The organism is Leptothoe sp. ISB3NOV94-8A, from assembly GCF_043421595.1.
Lineage (GTDB): Bacteria > Cyanobacteriota > Cyanobacteriia > Phormidesmidales > Phormidesmidaceae > Leptothoe > Leptothoe turfae.
In genome coordinates, this window is sequence record NZ_JAXSQW010000001.1 from 824,045 (window position 1) to 841,596 (window position 17,552).

The window sequence follows — 17,552 nt, forward strand, 5'->3', positions numbered from 1 at the left end:
GTATTTGTGCCAGACCCTAAGCCGATTTCTGTAGACCCTGTTGGCAGAAACCGGCAATTGCGATCGCACCCAAGCCGATAGTAATAGTCCTCTGATGGGTCCATGGAAACTGTAGTGCTCTTAGACTAGCAGCACGAAAAATGGAAACCTGAATACAGGACCAAGATAGAGAGAAATCAATTGCGGCTTAGCCAGTGAAAAACGACTGCGAGAGTAATCTACCACCCCAGCACAGGCAGTTAAAGCGCTTGCACTAAATAATCACCCCATTATCCCATCACTCATCCCCCATCTACATCCCCAACCTGGGTCTTTAGTTTTGTGCAGGCAGTTAAGCCGAGTCTGACTGTGGCAATAGGCTTACTCTAAAAATTTGATAGTGGCCCACCCTACTAAATGCTTGAATGTTGACAGCAGAATGGTTCCACATCCAGCTTTTCTCAAGCTGTCTCAAGGGTGATATCGATTGGATCTTTGCTGATATTTTTTCGTTGAAATTTCCCAGAGGTAAAGACTCTAGCATCTGTCTGAGATTTTCAATTGAAAATGTTGACTCAAATCCAATGTAGTATTTTAACCCCGGTAGAGCATTAACTCCATCCAGCGTGCGCAATACTCGGTCATCGTAGTATTTATCCTGAAATTGTTGCCAAACAATCAGCTCATCTGGGGTCAGGTTATTGTTTTCATAGACACTAAAGACACTTAGCTCTGGGTAGGCAACACGCAGGTAATGAAAATCTGCATATTCCCAAGGGACTAGAACAGAAAATGGCTGGTCACCTGCGTCAAGCTGAATCTTGTCGATGGCTGTTGCGAACTGATCGGTCCTGACTTCGTGCTCGGTTAAGGGTTGGATCAGGGCTGCGCTGGCGATAATACTGACCATGCCAGCCGCCCAAAGGGTTCGATAACTGGGTTTAGGCATACGATTGGCCCATATCTTTAGAGTATCGAGGGCTAACCACACCAGGCCAGCCAAAGGGATAACGCTGAGGGTCAGATATCGGGTTTCCAATCGTGAAAGAATTACAAGGAATGGTACTGTTGCTAGACAAAGCCAGACGACCATAAACCATTTCCAGCGTCGGTTAGGGTTGAGTAACGCTAGGGGTAACGCTAGTAAAAATAAACCATAGGTGAGCGATAGCTGAAAAAGCTTAGCGACCAGTGGCTTAGTTTGCTGATTGGCCACTGCCATAAATTCTAAAAATTGGCTAAGGGGAATTTTTAATACAAATAGCGTTAGGCCAAAGAGGATTAAGGAGCCAATGCCAATGGCGACGATGCGCAAGATGGCGTTCCGTAATGAGCATTTATATTGGCCAAAGAGCAGAATAGTTGCGGCGAATGAAATATATATCCATGCATGGACGTGTTTGGTTAACCCAGTGAGTGCAAGGAAAATAGCGGAGAGTATTAGCCACCTGAACCACGTTTGATGTTCAAGTGACATTAGTAGAAAGAGACAGGAAAGGGCAGCAAATAAAAGAGCGGGTATGTCAGGGCAGGTCTTAAAGGCGAGAAACACCGTCATTGGTGCAAAGAGGGAGAGAAGTGTTGCTTGACCTAGTCCCTTGGCACCGGGCATGAGTAACCGCAGGGTGAGATATCCGGTTACAGCTAGAGCGACAAGCATTAGCAAATAGACTACTATGACCGAGTTAACAAAATCCAGACCTGGCCCATGGAATGCGGCGATCCCTTTCATGATTGCTATGTGGCCAAGGCGAGAAACGTTAAATCCGGGTATACCGCTGGGTTCAAAGCCTTCGTAGAGAATCTGTTGCCAGGGTATGTAGGCGGCTGTGTAGAGATAGCCTGGTTCATCCCAGTGCAGTCGGCCATCATGGCTAATCCATAACCATATGGAAATTGCGAATACACCCAATAGGAGTTCGCTCCATTTGAAGGCGATTTTCCCCCGGAGACTATTCATAAGGAGGTGTCCTGCGAGATTGTGCTAGAACAGCCGTGCCATGTTGTTTTTGCGAATCGATCAGATTACGCGATGTAAATTGGGAACCACTAAATTGGCAATCGTTGCGGGATTTGTGTCAAGAACAACAATGTTGTTAGGGAAATATACTGACAAAGCTTGAGGTAATGCTAGCAAAATTGCCCTTTCTCATGTATTAAGCTTATGAATCGTTATGATAGTTTCTGTCAATTATGTTCGGCACTGTTTTGCTAAGGGGTGAGATACTCAAGCCCTCTATATAAGAAGAGTTCAACAATTGTTAATGGCCTGTTAATGACCATTCAATGGTCATTAACAGGCCATCGCCATTGCAAGAGTGTTACCTTGGCCTAATCTCTAATGTGGTCGAACCTAGTTGTGCAGTAACCGTTGCATGTTCAAGGCTCTCTGTAATCTTTTTTATGTTGGGCCCTTTAGTTTTGAATTGAAGTTGCCATGTCTATGGCTTAATAATTAAAATTAAATTTGACAGCAATTGGAATTCAAGCCATATGCGTTCTTTGAGTGAAGTCATCTATCTAGCAGCCTTCGCTGGGTTCTCGTTTTGGACTGCTTCCTTTATGTCGGTTGTTTTGATAGGAGTCTTTCGTAAAGGTAGTGATCCCCTTCCAACAGTATCTAGGCTCATAGGAATATACTTCAGTAGAGCATTGGCTTTAATAGTAATTTTTGCTGGGATGGTTTGGTTGTTAGTTAGATTAACTGATTTCCCTATTTACCTGTTTAATGATGTTTCATATGTACGAATTTCCTTACTAGCTATATTTTCTGGAATAACTTCAAGCATAATCAGTATTGTCTTCCCTAACCTCTTTTTGCAGGGGCTTCCAAGCAAGGACTTGTAAGGAAGAAATTCACTTTTCGAAGACATGTACATGTACTTCTTTATCTCTTTAGCAGTTGGCTTTTTAAGCGGCATGTGCGTTCATGCTGCAACTATCATTTTTCGTTCAGAAAGACGAGACGCATTGCTACAAGAGAAAATTCGTTCAACAGTTCTTGTTGGATTACTCTGGTCGATAGCATTCCTTACTATATCTTCTATCGTCTATCTCAAGGAGAACGCGATACAGCAGAGTCAGTTACTAGCGCTTATCCTCAAGATAGGAATCGGGCTACCTTTAATTTCTATCATCTTTGAACTCTGCTACTCTGCTGTTCGTAACCATCCAGAATAGCTAGCCACAGAGTTGGAGCGCAGCAGTTTAATAATTAGGACAATTTTACTATGAACTCGTTTAAGTTAACGAGAGAAGATAGGTTGCTTGATGGAAGCGGCACTAAAATCGGCATTATCTCAAGTAAACGGGCGTATCCAAGTGTTGTGGGACCCTCGATAGATAAGAAAAAAAGGATGGGATAATAGTCCCGCCCCAAACAAAAAATATAGTCATGATTTGAATAGACCTTTCTTTCCAATCTGATGCACCCCATGGCCATCAATGCCCCAAGGCTGGCCACATTCTATACTAGATTCACCTAAACTAGGAGCACCTGCTGGTATCCCCTGTGCGGTCAATCGCCCATGAAAGTCAAATCGATTTCCATCCGTAACTTTAAGCGATTCGAGACCCTGGATCTATCCTTTGAAAATCAGGTCCTGGACGAAATTAGCGATCGCTAATTAATCCTTGGCGATAATGGCACCGGCAAAACCACTCTATTGCAGGCCATTGCCCTACCCCTGGCCTTGGCCACCCGACGTATTACTGACATTGCCGACTTCAACTGGAGCGGCTTTCTCCCTGGGCGCTACTGGCGCAACGGCGCACCCAAAATAGAACTCACTGTCACCTTTACCCCTGCCGAAAGACAGGCTACTCGCGATATCGCTCACCGCTGGTACGCTAACCAGTCAGACGACTTGCGCAGCAGTCATCCCTTTGTCAGCTTGAAACCCTGTACCAACGAGTCTTTCCTGGACGAAAATTTTACGGTGTTGAAAGTCTACCAACACTAGACTCACCTACTGAAGAAACTGCCTACTTTCTCCTAGAAGATGAACAACAACATCACTACGATATTGCTGAAATGTCAGCGGGAGAACAGTCTATTTTCCCAATTCTTTATGAATTTGTTAGACAACAAATTGCTCACTCTATCGTTCTTATTGATGAAATAGATCTGAATCTGCATCCTCCAGCAGCTCAGCATCTAATGAAACAGCTTGTGAGATTAGAGCCTAGCTGTCAGTTTATTATCACCACCCATTCTGAAGCTGCTAGTGCCATTGCTAGTCCCCATGAATTACATCGCCTCACTGGAGGTGCCCTTTGTCTGTAACACAGCTTTACTGTGAGGAGAGATTTTGATTGTGCTTCTAGTACCGTTACCCAGCAGCCTATTGCCCTATTTGAAAATAGTATTCAAGTGGGATGGACATGGGAACGCAAAGAAATCGAAAACTATCTACTCGATCCTACCGTCGTTGAACAAACCTGGCTATCCAAGGGATGGTTTAGCCTAGAAGACTACCATCAAGCTTTGATGCAGGCGGTTGAGCGGTTGCGATTCTATACTGTAGCGAGAACAGCTCTTTCCTGTTTTGGGTTTAGGAACCGTTGGGGTAGAATGTCAGTAGTTTTCCCACTGCTGACACATTTCCCAATAGCCTAGATCAGCAGTCATGTCGCGACAAAATCACAGAAATTGTCACCATGAGTAAAGGAGATCGGCTGATTACCCCGGACAATGTTCTACAGCAATTTGATGTCTATTACCTGAATTCACTCCATCTGGACATCGGCACAATTATTTTCTGATTTATTTCTCTGGCAAAGATTTGTTTTGCGCTATGAAGCCAAGTTTAGATAACTGGCTGCCCAATCCCCAAACATCCATCCAAACCTTTACAGAACGAATTGTTGTTCAGTTAGAGCGGGCTGAAACTTCATGGACTTGGTTGCCAGAATGGCAGGCTCTTCGGCAACTATTGAAATAGCCAAATACCAAAGAAATCATCAATAGCTCAGTGTAATGGGATCAACTCAATTTGCCAGACACTGTCTGGCAAATTGGATATCGTAATAGACAGAAGAGCCCCATCAGATAATGCTTACTTCCGTCGTTTTGGCCGACTAAACTTCGCCTGCAAATCCGCCAAGCTAGCCAACTTCGGCGCAGCTTTCTCCACCGCCTGCTTCTTGCTCGGGCTCGGTGCAGCCTTCCCAGCGCCACCATCCACCGCTTTCATACTCAACCCAATCCGCTTTAACTCCTTATTAATCTCCATTACCTTCACCTTCACCACCTGACCCACTTGTACAACCTCTTTCGGGTCCTTAACAAATCGATTCACCAACTGCGAAATATGCACCAGCCCATCCTGATGCACGCCAATATCCACAAACGCTCCGAAGTTTGCCACGTTGGTAATCACCCCTTCCAATACCATGCCTTCCTTCAGGTCTGAAATCTCATTTACTCCCTCCTGGAAGCTCGCATAGGTAAACTCCGCTCGCGGGTCCCGCCCTGGCTTCTCCAACTCTTCCACAATGTCCCGCAATGTGGGCAAACCAACTGCATCCGTCACATACCGTTGCAGCTCCAGATTCTCCAGGTTCAAATCACTCAAACCCTTTTTCCCATCCACTCCTTTATCCTTCAAAATTGTTGTAGCAATGTCATAACTCTCTGGGTGCACTGCCGTGTTATCCAACGGATTCTTTCCATCCCGAATGCGTAAAAAGCCCGCACACTGCTCATAGGCCTTCGGCCCTAACTTTGCCACCTTTAACAACTGTCGCCGATTGTTAAACGCCCCATTTTCATTGCGATAGGCAACAATATTATTGGCAATGGCCGAACTAACCCCCGATACATAGGTGAGTAATTCGCGGGAAGCAATATTCAAATCCACACCCACATAGTTCACACAGCTTTCCACTGTGGCATCTAGCTTTTGCTTGAGCTGTTTTTGGTCCACATCATGCTGATACTGCCCGACACCAATGGACTTGGGCTCAATTTTTACCAGTTCCGCCAGCGGGTCCTGCAGTCGTCGAGCAATGCTGATGGCACCGCGCACGGTGATATCGAGATCGGGGAACTCTGCGATCGCAACCTCACTGGCTGAATAAATTGATGCCCCCGACTCATTCACCATCACCTTAATCGGCTTTGGATCTACACCTTTAATCACCTCCGCAACAAATGCATCGGTCTCTCGGCTAGCAGTACCATTGCCAATGGCAATCAGCTGAATCTTATGACGAGAGATCATCTCTGAGAGAATCTTTGCCGCACTCTCCTGTTTACCCGTATGGGGAAAGATCGCCTTATACTCCAGAAACTTCCCAGTTCCATCAATCGCTGCCACCTTACAGCCGGTGCGAAAGCCAGGGTCCACTCCCAACGTTGGCTTCATCCCTGCTGGGGCTGCCAACAACAGGTTTTTGATATTCACCGCAAACGTATCAATCGATTCGCCATCGGCCCAGGTTTTTTTCTCTGCAATCACCTCATTGGTGAGAGAGTTTTTCATCAACCGAGAGAAGGCATCTTTAATCAGAGTTTGATAAAACTGTCGCACCTTGGCCTGCTTAGTGCGGATCTGACTGGTCTCTAAATGGTCAAGAATTTGGTCTTCATCACCGGTGAGATTAACCTTAAGGATGCCTTCTTTGTCACCCCGCAGCAGGGCTAGCAAATTGTGGGGAGCAAGCTTTGCGATCGCACATTCATACTTGCGATACATCTCATACTTAGTGCTGCCCTCGGGATAGTCCGGCTTAATTTTCGAGCTAAATACCCCCGTTTTTAGCAGCGTCTGCCGCACATAGGCCCGCAGATCCGATTGCTCTGCAACGCCCTCTGCCAAAATATCTGACGCCCCCTGCAACGCTGTTGCTGCATCGGGCACATCGTCCGTGATAAAGTTAGCCGCCAGATCTTCCAGCGATTTCACGGCTTCGCCAGTTTTATTGAGTTGAGCAATCTGCTGGGCTAGCGGTTCTAGACTTTTTTCACGGGCTATGGTGGCACGGGTACGACGTTTAGGCCGATAGGGCAGGTAAAGGTCCTCTAGCTCAGTTTTGCTGGTACAACGCTGGATGCGATCGCGTAATTCATCCGTCAGCTTGCCCTGGCCTTCAATCGACTCCAACACCGTTTGCTTGCGGTTCGTTAGCTCCGTCAGATAGGCAAACTGCTCTTCGATCTGCCGCAGTTGCCGTTCATCCAGTTCCCCCGTCTTTTCCTTACGATAGCGGGCTATAAACGGTACCGTTGCCCCCGTTTCCAGTAGTTCTAACGCTGCCTCCACTTGAGCGGGTCGAACCGATAGATCCTTGGCAATGACGGGAGCAAACTGCATAGGGAGTTTCTAAGAAAATAAGTCGCCATGATTATAGCGAGTCATACTTGCCCCCAATCGTCCTTAATTGCTATACCGTGAAACTACAGATGCTGTCCCAGAGTTATGAAACGACCCGTAGGTGTGACAATTTTGGCCATTATTGATGGTTTACAGGCCATATTGCTAGGTCTGATGGGGATTGCTGCCTTTTTTCTAAGCAAAATAATTCTAGAGCAGATGCGTCTAGAGCCTGAGATGTCGGGGCTATTAGAGCAACTGCCTCCAGAGGTCATAGAAACGTTTCCTAAAGTGATGGGGGGAATATTTCTAGTGCTGGCATTGGCGAACGCTGCGATCGCAATTGGCCTATGGGCGCTACAATCATGGGCCTGGTACTTAAATCTAATGCTGCAGGCCCTGGGTATTTTTGGCAATTTAGGGGGCCTACTGATGGTCAACCCCATCAGTTTGGCAGCTGTGGCCTTTAGTGGCTTCTATATCTATTACTTTTTGCAACAACCTGTCCAAGAAGCCTTTGGCGTTCGTAATGTGTTTTGAAAAAATGTCAGGAAATCCTATGGATTAACATGCGAGATTGATATAGAAGAACAATATCTTTGTTGAGTTTGCACATCTGAAAATCAGGGATTTACATCTTTTTACATCTTCATGTGTCCATTCTTAAATGCTGTCTCAATTGTTTCAAGAGAGATCACCGTTTCATATTCAGAGGGTGATTGTGTCGGTTGCTATTAAAAAACAGTGAACCAGATCCCTGGTTCACTGTTTGTCGTTGTTGATGGTGTTGCGAGAACTATTTCACACCAGTTGCGATCGCCTCTGGTTTCTCATCACTATCTTCCTCTCGACCCAGCCCCGTTAGCCGCCTTAGCAGAGAGCCAATACCTTCATTAAACTGAGCGATAAAGGTGAAACATACCGGCACCACCACCAGGGTGAGTAGGGTGGCTGTCGAGAAACCACCAATAACGGCAATGGCCATGGGGCTACGGGTTTCACCGCCAGCACCCCACTCCATGGCAATGGGTACCATGCCTGCCATGGTGGAAATAGAGGTCATCAAAATTGGGCGGAGTCGTGTCAGACCCGCTTCAATCACCGACTGCCGGAGGGCAATTCCTTTTTCTCGGGCCATCAGGGCATAGTCCACCAGCAGAATTGAGTTTTTGGTCACCAGACCCATTAACAGAACGATGCCGATCAAGGCAAACAGCCCCAAGGGTTTCTGGGCAATCATCAGTCCCAATAGTGCCCCACCAATACACAAGGGCAGAGCGACCATCACCGCAAAGGGATAGATAAAGCTGTTGTACAGCAAGACCAGTACTGCGTAGATCATGACAATCGCCGTCGCCAGGGCAATACCAAACCGGCTAAAGACCTCTCGCATGATTTCGGCATCGCCGGAGGGTTGTTGAGAAACCCCTGCGGGGAGATTGACAAAGGAGGGAAGGGCATAAACTTGCTGTAACCCTTGACCCAGGGTGATGCCGTCTAAGTTGGCACCAATGGTGACCTGCCGGGAGCGGTCTAATCGATCAATCTGGGCTGGGCCACTGCCAAACTCGATGTCGGCGACGGCAATCAGAGGAACCAGCTGTCCCTGGTTATTGAGAACCTTGAGGTTTTCTAATGTGGATAGGTTATTGCGAAACTCTGAGGCTAGCCGTACCCGAATAGGAATCTGGCGATCGCCCACATCAAATTCCGCCAGGTCAGATTCGGCATCACCCAGTGTGGCCAGGGAGGCAGTACTGGCAATGTCTCTGACTGTTACACCCAAGTCAGCTGCCCGTTGCACATCAGGGCGAATCAAAATCTCGGGCTGTACCAGGTTGGCACTGGAACTCACCTCCACCAACCCAGAAATCTGGCGCATTTCCTGGGTGAGGGCATCGGACGTGGCCTTGAGAGCTGCAGGATTGTCGCTACGCAAAGTCACCTCCAGGGCTTTACCGCTACCACCCGCGCCACCCTGGTTTTCAAAACTAATGCGGGCACCGGGAATCTGTCGTAGCACCTGGCGCATATCGTTTTCAAACTGGCCTCGCGATAGGCGTTCTTGTTTGGGTTTGAGTCGAGCTACGGCTGAGGCTTCGGCGGGCTCTTGGGAAATGTATACGCTATCTACGGCGGGATTTGCTTTAAGCCGATCACTCACGTACTGGGTAACCAGCTCTGTTTTGGCCAGGGTACTGCCCGGCGGTAGATCGATGGCCAGGCTAGATAAACCCGTGTCACCGGCGGCAAACAAACTGGTGGGAATAAACCGCGATAACATCAGGCTGGCGATGAAAAAGCCAATGGCTAAGCCTACCGTTAAAATTCGATGGCGCAGTGCCCCCCGCACCAGTCGAAAGTAGGGCAGTAGCCCCTTGGGTACGTAGATATCTCCAGCTCGGTAGCCATCGGCTTGACCGGGAGACTTTTCTTGCACTGGTTTTGGTTTGAGTAAATAGGCCGCCATCATGGGGGTCATCAGACGGGCCACCAGGGTAGAAAACATGGTGGAGACGGCTACGGTGACGCCAAAGGGCTGGAAAAACTGACCGGGCACCCCACCCATAAAGGCCACGGGCAAAAATACGGCCACAATGGTGGCCGTGGTGGTCACCACCGCTAACCCCACCTCAGCCGTAGAATCCATGGCCGCCCGCATGGGACGTTTACCCATGTCGATGTGCCGTTCTACGTTTTCGATTTCTACAATGGCGTCGTCCACCAGGTTGCCGACCGCCAGGGTGAGGGCCAGCAGGGTCATGCTGTTGAGGGTATAGCCCAGGGATTGCAGAACAATAAAGGTGGGGATAATCGAAAGAGGTAGGGCGGTGGCGGTAATTAATGTGGTGCGCCAGTTGCGTAGGAAAACGCTAACAACAATAACTGCGAGTAGTGAGCCAATAATGAGGGCATCAATGGAGGCTTTATAGGAATCGCGAACGTCGGTGGCACGGGTGTAGATCAGGTCAAATTCGACGTCGTCGAGGGTTTCGGTAAGGGTTGCGATCGCATCTTGCACCCCATCTTCCACCGTTACTAACAGACTGCCATTGCTGCGAAATACAGAAAACGACACCACCGGCTGATTGTCTAAATAAGCCGATTGCCGTTTTTCACCAAAGTCATCCTCAACGGCTCCCAAGGTATTTAAAGGCACCGTGTTGCCATCGGGTAGGAGAATACCCAGATTCTGTAGACGTTCCACCGTGGGTGCACTACCCAGTGTGCGAATGCCCTGTTCCTGGCCCAAAATGTCGCTGCGACCACCGGGCAGGTTGATATTGGAATTACGGATCTGATTGTTGACCTGGGTGGCAGTGATACCGAGAGCGTCTAGCTCATTGGGATTGAGATCGACGATAATCTCGCGATCCACCCCACCAAACCGGCGTACCTGGGCTACACCTTTTACCGACAGCAACTCCGTCGCAATGGTGCGATCCACCAGGTCACTCAAATCCTCCACCGATCGTGTTCCAGAACTGACCGTATACGTCAGCATCGGTCCGCCTTCAAATTTGAGACGTCGTACCTGGGGTTCCTGAGCATCTTGAGGCAGTTCAGCCCGCACTCGGGTGACGGCATCTCGCACATCGTTGGTGGCCTGTTCCGTATCCACCCCCAGGTCAAAACTGATCACCGTGGTGGAATTACCATCGGTTACCGTCGAGCGCACATTGTCGATATTGCCAAGGCCAGAAACCGCATCCTCCACCGTTTTGGTGATCTGGGTTTCCATCTCTTCTGGACCGGCTCCCAGCTGATTCACCGACACAATGACTGCCGGAATATCAATATTCGGGTTGGCATCAATGCCTAACTGGGTAAACGACAACCAGCCTGATAAGGTCAGCACCAAAAACAACACCAGCGTCGGCACCGGTCGACGAATCGACCACTCAGAAATATTCCAATTCATGGGTTAGTCTCCGATTATTCCGCTGGGGTGGGTTGAGTTGATGGGCCTGTAAAGGGCGATGACACAACAGATACCGGATCGCCTGGTTGCAAATAGCTTGCCCCCTCCACAATCACTTGGGTACCCTGATCTAGCCCCGATAAAATTTCCAGTCGTTCCGGCTGATTGGCGGTTGCTGGGAGTCGCGCTCCAACGGTGACGGTGACCAGCTCTGCCGCTCCTGATTCATCCACCGTAAAGACCTTAAAGGTGTCGTCTGCCTGGGGCAGTATCGCCGTCGCTGGCAGCACCATGCCGGTGCGTTGACCCGTCATGAATTCGGCCTGTAGAAACATCCCTGTGCGTAATTCGCTATTGGCCGACAGACTGACATTGACCGCTGCCTGGCGAGTTTGTTGATCGATTAAAGGTTCAATAGAACGCACAGACCCCGATATCTTAATTTGGTTGTTGGTTGAGGCGGTCACCATCACCGGAGTGCCGACCTGAATATTAGACAGCTGCCGTTGAGGTAGATCCACCACTAATTCCAATAAACCGTCTTGAACCATGGTGAATAGAGCGGTGCCCGTGGATGAGGTATCCCCAACCGTGGCCTGTCGCTCAGCAATTTGACCAGCCGCCGGGGCTGTGACGACGGTTTGGCCTAACTGGGTCTCTAGGCGGCTAATCTCGGCACCGCGACTGTTTACGGTGGCTTGGGCACTTTGGACTGCGGCTTTGGCCACACCGACGGCTTCGCGAGCCGTAATGGCTTCAGTGCGGCGGCTGTTTAACTCTTGTGAACTAATGCCCCCTTGTTCGTAGAGGGTCTGGTAGCGGTTAAAGTTTTCCTGAGCTTCGGCAGCCGTTGCTTCTGCTTGGGCCTGCTCTGCCCGCTCTTGCACCACCTGTGCTTCTGCCTGGGCATAGTTGGCCTGAGCTTGAGCAATCTGAGTTTGCAGTACTGAATCATCCAGAACGGCTAACACCTGTCCTGTACTCACTTGATCGCCTGCGCGCACTCGCACATCACGAATCTGCAAGCCACTGACTTGGGGAGAAATCTGTAGTAAGTCAAATGCTTGTACGGTTCCCGTAGCTGCTAAAGACTGTTGAATATTGGCCGATTGCAGCCGTTGTGCAGTCACACTGGTAGCGCCAGATGGATCCACCGTAGTGGCTGCGGCTGGAATTTCTGCTGGCTCAGATGCTGGCCGTGATAGCAGTCTCCCTCCCACAAAGGAAACCCCAATCCCCAGCAGTAGTCCCAGTCCTAAACCCCGTATCCCCACCAGGGCAGAGCGCTGCTTGGGTGAAGCATTAATCAAAGCAGCACCATTCGCATACTGACCATTGGTAGATTCTTTGAGTTGAGGGTCGTCTTGAAAATTTCGATACGTCACAGCCTAGAAAATACCAGTACAACTAAAGGACAACCCTGTTTACAGGACCCCCTGTAAACAGGGCCCCTGTTTATCGGATGCCTGTATAAGAAATCTGACGTTGCTGAGCCTGGGAGGCTTGAATCTGAAAAATAACGATCCGGGGCAATGCAGACAGAGCTATGTATCCCCTAGATCAGCAACAGTAGAAATCTTTAACAAATGTAAACCTGTTGCCATTATGGCGTATCCTTGCATGACTTTGATCACAGCCAGTGACAGTTTTATTTGGCACCCTAACGTCAGGCATGGGGCAAAATTTCTAACTATACTGCCGCCCATGTCGGCATCAGGTATCTATCCGCGATATGCCAGTCAGTGTCATGGCGTGCTGTGTAGCTTAGTCAGTGCATATTGAAAAAATGCGCACTTGCGATCGCAGCCAGACAATCCCTGCCCACACCCTGGAGTTCTTTTGTAGAGAAGACCTCGGATATAGCAGTGGGATCAGGCTGGGAGAGGCTGTCAATATCTAATTTTAAATTTTTGTCAGTAAACCATATGCAACCTGCGCTGCGCATACATTCCGTTACAGTACCTTTGGCTATATAAGGGTAGCCCTACGGTGTGTTAGCGTTAGCTCAGCTTTAAACGCAGTGCCCTTATTTCCTCCCATAAAAGCAGCCCTTACCATGTTCAATGTCACCGAGATTCTAATCGCTGATTTTGTTGAAAAACTACGTCTTGGCTATCGACGCACCTACGGTGGGCTGCACCATGACTACGAAGAAATTATTGCTTGGGCTGGTAGCATGGCCCTTGAAAATATTGCCAACAGCGATGCCCTGTACCACAATGTCGAGCATACTATTTTAGTCACACTGGTGGGTCAAGAAATCCTCAGGGGTAAACATACCCGTGAAGGAGGCGTCACCGCTGAAGATTGGCTGCACTTCATCATTTCCCTGGTTTGCCATGACATTGGCTATGTCAAAGGTGTCTGTCGTGACGACCTTGACCATGAACACCTATATGCCACGGGCCATGGCGATATGATTAAACTTACTCCCGGTGCCACTGATGCGGCGTTGACACCCTATCACGTTGACCGTGGCAAGCTATTTGTCGCAGAACGTTTTGGTAACAATGAGCGGATTGATGCTAAACGGATTCAACATAGTATTGAGCTCACTCGCTTTCCAGTGCCCAAAGAAGAGGACCATCAAGACACAATTAACTATCCAGGGTTAATTCGAGCAGCAGATTTAATTGGTCAGCTGAGTGATCCCCGTTACCTCAAAAAGATCAGTGCCCTATTCTATGAGTTTGCCGAAACGGGTCAAAATAAGGAGTTGAAATATGAAACTCCCCACGATCTGCGCCGTAACTATCCTAAGTTTTACTGGGGCGTTGTTCACCCTTACATCCATGACAGTCTACGCTATCTCGCTCTAACTCAAGAGGGTAAGCAAATTATTGCTAACCTTTACTCCAACGTCTTTATCGTTGAATATGAGCAGGATTTGCTACCCCTGTGATGGTTGTCTCGTGCACCACCTGTCATAGAGTGAGCAAGGTGTTGTACGCAATCGGAGCATAGGGAATAGATGGAGTCCCAACAGCTGCCACTGATTGGGTGGCGTGAGTGGGTAAGGCTACCTGAATTTGGGATCACCAGTGTTAAGGCAAAAGTAGACACAGGGGCTCGTTCCTCGTCGATCCATGCCATCAACATTGAACAGTTTGATGCCGGTGGCATCCAAAAAGTGCGATTCCAAATTGCTCCGGTTCAGCATGATGATCGGCAGCTGGTGCAAGCCGAGGCAAAACTCCTTTGCCAACGGACGGTGACGGATTCCGGTGGCCACACAGAAAAACGCCCTGTGGTGCTCACCGCTGTATCTCTTGGCGGTGCCACCTGGCCCATTGAGCTTACCCTTGCCAATCGAGATGTGATGGGATTTCGTATGTTGCTGGGGCGTCAGGCCATTCGCGATCGCTTCTTAGTCCACCCTGGTCATTCGTTTTTGCAGAGCAGTCGGAGGCTGTCAAAGAGTGAAGAGTCAATATAGGAGGAGGTATGCAGTAGGAATTTTGAATTTTCAGTGATCGCTGTTTTGCTGGTATGAACCTGGCCAGGGGCGTGTACTCAACACTCAGACCTCAGACCTCAGCATTCAAAACTAAGAACTTTTCCCCATTCTCCATCGCCAATTGCCCTCTCCAACCTCACTCTATGGAATCATAGGTTAAATAGGTTTTTCGGTGCCTTTACTCAGTTTGCGCTTCCTATGAAAATCGGTGTGCTGTCCCGTGATGCGTCCTTGTACTCCACCCGCCGGCTATTGGAAGCAGGCAACAAACGTGGTCACCTGATGAAAATCATCGATCATATGCGTTGCTACATAGAAATAACAGCTGATAGTCCTCGGTTAATTTATCAAGGCAGCCCCCTGACCGATATTGATGCGGTGATTCCACGTATTGGTGCTAGCTACACGTTCTATGGCACCGCTGTTGTGCGCCAGTTTGAGATGATGGGGGTGCTCAGTGCCAACGGCTCTGATGCCATTGCGCGCTCCCGTGACAAACTACGTTGTTTGCAATTGCTTTCTAAGGAAGGGGTGGGATTACCGGTCACCGGATTTGCCCATTCCACTAAAGATACAGAGGGAGTCATTGAGCTGGTGGGGGGAGCCCCGCTCGTGATTAAACTGCTGGAGGGTACCCAGGGAATCGGTGTTGTTTTAGCAGAAACATACCAGGCGGCAAAGTCTGTAATTGAGGCGTTTCGCGGTTTGGATGCCAATATTTTGGTCCAAGAATATATCAAGGAAGCCAAAGGCCAGGACCTGCGATGCTTTGTTATCAATAATCAAGTCGTGGCATCCATGAAACGCCAGGGAGCGCCCGGTGAATTTCGCTCTAATATTCATCGGGGTGGCAGCGTACGCCGTGTCAAACTCAGCAACCAAGAGCGAGATACTGCCGTTAGGGCTGCCATGGCCATGGGGCTTAAAGTGGCGGGTGTGGACCTGTTGCGGTCTAGCCAAGGACCTGTTGTCATTGAGGTTAACTCTTCCCCCGGACTAGAGGGCATTGAGCGGGCAACAGATATCGATATTGCCAGCAAAATTATTCAGTATCTAGAACAACAATGGCGAATCAAGCGCAAAGCTCAGGAGGAGAAAAGGAAATAGCGGATGAAGAGCTTTAAGTTGTGAATTTTAAGTTTTGAGCTGCTGACCTTCAATCCGTTGCGACCAGTATAGGTAATTCAGTCACTCAAAACCAAGTAGTTAAAATTTCCCCTAACCGGCTCAGGGCAAGTTATTGACTGCCCATTGCCCGTGCCCCACGGCCTATTCTCCCTGTCACTCCCCTTCCATCTAGTTCGATTAAGATTTACCATCAGATACGAAACAATTCGCAACACTGAAGGGACAAGAGTCATGCCCAAGGCAACTTGGAATGGGGCTGTGCTAGCCGAGAGTGACAACTGTGAGGTGGTTGATGGGAATCAATATTTCCCACCTGAGACCTTGAATATGGACTATTTTAAGCCGAGCACTAAGACTACAACCTGTGGTTGGAAAGGGGTGGCGAACTATTACACCCTTGACGTGGATGGCCAACAAAACAAAGATGCTGCTTGGTACTACGCAGACCCTAAGGAAGCGGCTAACAATATCAAAGGTTATGTTGCTTTCTGGCGCGGTGTCACTGTAGAGGTTTAATTCTGTGGGGGATGTTGTTATCAGCTTTGAAGCAGGCTGGCTGCTCCAAGGCTTATGGTGCTTATTGTCTTTATTGCTCGTAGAGATGGTGCGAGATACCTACCATGTGGTAGGCCATTTTTGGCAACCATTTATTCAACTCCATAATTGGCATCACAAGGTTTATCGTAAGGACTATTCTGTTGTGAGCGATGAGCTGTACCGTAAGGCTCAGCTTTATAACGATGTGCCTGAGGCGCTGGTGATGATGGCGGTGATGGCGTTGTTGGCGCTCTTCACTCCCATATGGGGATTTTGGTTAGGATTTTTCTATGGTGCTGTTTTTTTGATCGCAGCGCTGTTGAGATCGCAAGGGTTTCTTCGTAGCACGGACCTGACCCACAAGCCAGGTCCGTTCAATGCGCCACCTCAGGTATGGTTTGTTAACCGTGCGTATCACTGGCGGCATCACTTTGATGAAACTACTGCCTACTATTCAGGCTATTTCACCCTATCGGACAAGCTTATGGGTACGGCACTGTCTCTCAAGGGCAAAACTGTCGCTGTGACTGGGGCCTCTGGCACCCTGGGACGTGCCCTGATTAAACGTCTGGCTGCCCAGGGGGCAAAGCCCATTGCCATCAGCCGAGCGGCGGATGCTGTTATTGAAGGGGCTGTTAAGGTCATTCCCTGGCGTTCAGGCCATGAGAACGAACTTAAGGAGGCCTTAAGCCGAGTGAATATTCTGGTAATTAACCATGGGGTCAATGTGCACGGTGAGCGGTCGGCAGATGCGATCGCCAAGTCCCTTGACGTGAACGCGCTCTCTGCCTGGCGATTGATGGAGGTATTTTTAGAAACTGTGGACAATCGCTTAGGTCCTGCCACGAAAGAGCTGTGGATCAATACCTCTGAAGCTGAGGTAAATCCTGCTTTCAGCCCGCTATACGAAACATCAAAACGTCTGCTAGGAGATCTAATCACCCTGCGCCGTCAAGATTCACCCTGTGTGATTCGTAAACTTGTGCTGGGGCCATTTAAGAGCCAGTTAAACCCCGTGGGTGTGATGTCGGCTGACTGGGTTGCAGGCGCAATTGTTGCTTTAGCTAAGCGAGATATTCGGAACATTATCGTCACGATCAACCCGATTACCTATGTCATGTTTCCGATTAAGGAAATAATGCAGTCGCTCTACTTTAAGCTGTTCTCTAAGGGGGAGAATATTCGGTAATTGGAAGGGGTGGAGGTTAGATTC

Annotated in this window: 14 protein-coding genes; 10 read left to right on the forward strand and 4 right to left on the reverse strand. The window is 48.8% G+C overall.

Features of this window, described 5'->3' with window-relative positions; genetic code table 11:
• Positions 1 to 331: 331 nt before the first annotated feature.
• Positions 332 to 1,939 (reverse strand): glycosyltransferase family protein, encoded by a 1,608-nt coding sequence (locus tag SPB21_RS03410; protein WP_499865478.1) that lies wholly within the window; start codon positions 1,937 to 1,939, stop codon positions 332 to 334.
• Between the two features lie 1,705 nt (positions 1,940 to 3,644).
• Between SPB21_RS03410 and SPB21_RS03415 the strand changes: the two genes are divergently transcribed.
• From SPB21_RS03415 to SPB21_RS03430, 4 genes are all read left to right on the forward strand, one after another.
• Complete coding sequence (locus SPB21_RS03415; RefSeq protein ID WP_499865480.1) at positions 3,645 to 3,941, forward strand: hypothetical protein; 297 nt, start codon at positions 3,645 to 3,647, stop codon at positions 3,939 to 3,941.
• The gene (locus SPB21_RS03420) at positions 3,881 to 4,264 is read left to right on the forward strand and encodes an AAA family ATPase (protein WP_499868671.1); all 384 of its coding nucleotides are present in this window, start codon (positions 3,881 to 3,883) and stop codon (positions 4,262 to 4,264) included. The genes SPB21_RS03415 and SPB21_RS03420 overlap by 61 nt, the downstream gene beginning before the upstream one ends.
• A 12-nt stretch (positions 4,265 to 4,276) precedes the next feature.
• Positions 4,277 to 4,597: a hypothetical protein gene (locus SPB21_RS03425; RefSeq protein ID WP_163703108.1), complete on the forward strand. Its 321-nt coding sequence runs from the start codon at positions 4,277 to 4,279 to the stop codon at positions 4,595 to 4,597.
• Positions 4,598 to 4,775: 178 nt separating this feature from the next.
• The gene (locus tag SPB21_RS03430) at positions 4,776 to 4,922 is read left to right on the forward strand and encodes a hypothetical protein (RefSeq protein WP_499865482.1); all 147 of its coding nucleotides are present in this window, start codon (positions 4,776 to 4,778) and stop codon (positions 4,920 to 4,922) included.
• Positions 4,923 to 5,036: 114 nt separating this feature from the next.
• Here SPB21_RS03430 and SPB21_RS03435 read toward each other — a convergent pair whose 3' ends face one another.
• Positions 5,037 to 7,295: a Tex family protein gene (locus SPB21_RS03435; RefSeq protein WP_499865483.1), complete on the reverse strand. Its 2,259-nt coding sequence runs from the start codon at positions 7,293 to 7,295 to the stop codon at positions 5,037 to 5,039.
• A 105-nt stretch (positions 7,296 to 7,400) separates the two neighbouring features.
• Between SPB21_RS03435 and SPB21_RS03440 the strand changes: the two genes are divergently transcribed.
• Positions 7,401 to 7,835, forward strand: coding sequence for a hypothetical protein (locus tag SPB21_RS03440; protein ID WP_163695726.1), 435 nt, complete (start codon positions 7,401 to 7,403; stop codon positions 7,833 to 7,835).
• Positions 7,836 to 8,091: 256 nt separating this feature from the next.
• Here SPB21_RS03440 and SPB21_RS03445 read toward each other — a convergent pair whose 3' ends face one another.
• Positions 8,092 to 11,217 carry an efflux RND transporter permease subunit gene (locus SPB21_RS03445; protein ID WP_499059977.1) on the reverse strand — a complete coding sequence of 1,042 codons (3,126 nt, stop codon included), beginning with the start codon at positions 11,215 to 11,217 and terminating at the stop codon, positions 8,092 to 8,094.
• Positions 11,218 to 11,231: 14 nt separating this feature from the next.
• Positions 11,232 to 12,602 carry an efflux RND transporter periplasmic adaptor subunit gene (locus tag SPB21_RS03450; RefSeq protein ID WP_490794988.1) on the reverse strand — a complete coding sequence of 457 codons (1,371 nt, stop codon included), beginning with the start codon at positions 12,600 to 12,602 and terminating at the stop codon, positions 11,232 to 11,234.
• 671 nt (positions 12,603 to 13,273) lie between these two features.
• Here SPB21_RS03450 and SPB21_RS03455 point away from each other — a divergent pair.
• The 5 genes from SPB21_RS03455 to SPB21_RS03475 all read left to right on the forward strand — a co-directional run bounded on the left by SPB21_RS03455 (position 13,274) and on the right by SPB21_RS03475 (position 17,528).
• Positions 13,274 to 14,119: an Npun_R2479 family HD domain-containing metalloprotein gene (locus SPB21_RS03455; RefSeq protein WP_006519745.1), complete on the forward strand. Its 846-nt coding sequence runs from the start codon at positions 13,274 to 13,276 to the stop codon at positions 14,117 to 14,119.
• A 69-nt stretch (positions 14,120 to 14,188) separates the two neighbouring features.
• Positions 14,189 to 14,653: an ATP-dependent zinc protease family protein gene (locus SPB21_RS03460; RefSeq protein WP_163670764.1), complete on the forward strand. Its 465-nt coding sequence runs from the start codon at positions 14,189 to 14,191 to the stop codon at positions 14,651 to 14,653.
• 219 nt (positions 14,654 to 14,872) lie between these two features.
• On the forward strand, positions 14,873 to 15,781 hold the full coding sequence (gene rimK, locus SPB21_RS03465) for a 30S ribosomal protein S6--L-glutamate ligase (protein WP_163670763.1): 909 nt from the start codon (positions 14,873 to 14,875) through the stop codon (positions 15,779 to 15,781).
• A gap of 252 nt (positions 15,782 to 16,033) precedes the next feature.
• A complete protein-coding gene (locus SPB21_RS03470) occupies positions 16,034 to 16,318 on the forward strand; it encodes a DUF427 domain-containing protein (protein ID WP_163670761.1) in 285 nt (94 codons plus the stop codon).
• A gap of 4 nt (positions 16,319 to 16,322) precedes the next feature.
• Positions 16,323 to 17,528, forward strand: coding sequence for a bifunctional sterol desaturase/short chain dehydrogenase (locus tag SPB21_RS03475; protein ID WP_499865485.1), 1,206 nt, complete (start codon positions 16,323 to 16,325; stop codon positions 17,526 to 17,528).
• Positions 17,529 to 17,552 lie beyond the last annotated feature (24 nt).

Excerpts from the sequence above, each read along its gene's own strand:
- SPB21_RS03410 (WP_499865478.1), bottom strand. The coding sequence starts at position 1,939 with ATGAATAGTCTCCGGGGGAAAATCGCCTTCAAATGGAGCGAACTCCTA.
- SPB21_RS03430 (WP_499865482.1), top strand. The coding sequence starts at position 4,776 with ATGAAGCCAAGTTTAGATAACTGGCTGCCCAATCCCCAAACATCCATC.
- SPB21_RS03435 (WP_499865483.1), bottom strand. The coding sequence starts at position 7,295 with ATGCAGTTTGCTCCCGTCATTGCCAAGGATCTATCGGTTCGACCCGCT.
- SPB21_RS03440 (WP_163695726.1), top strand. The coding sequence starts at position 7,401 with ATGAAACGACCCGTAGGTGTGACAATTTTGGCCATTATTGATGGTTTA.
- SPB21_RS03445 (WP_499059977.1), bottom strand. The coding sequence starts at position 11,217 with ATGAATTGGAATATTTCTGAGTGGTCGATTCGTCGACCGGTGCCGACG.
- SPB21_RS03455 (WP_006519745.1), top strand. The coding sequence starts at position 13,274 with ATGTTCAATGTCACCGAGATTCTAATCGCTGATTTTGTTGAAAAACTA.
- SPB21_RS03460 (WP_163670764.1), top strand. The coding sequence starts at position 14,189 with ATGGAGTCCCAACAGCTGCCACTGATTGGGTGGCGTGAGTGGGTAAGG.
- rimK (WP_163670763.1), top strand. The coding sequence starts at position 14,873 with ATGAAAATCGGTGTGCTGTCCCGTGATGCGTCCTTGTACTCCACCCGC.
- SPB21_RS03470 (WP_163670761.1), top strand. The coding sequence starts at position 16,034 with ATGCCCAAGGCAACTTGGAATGGGGCTGTGCTAGCCGAGAGTGACAAC.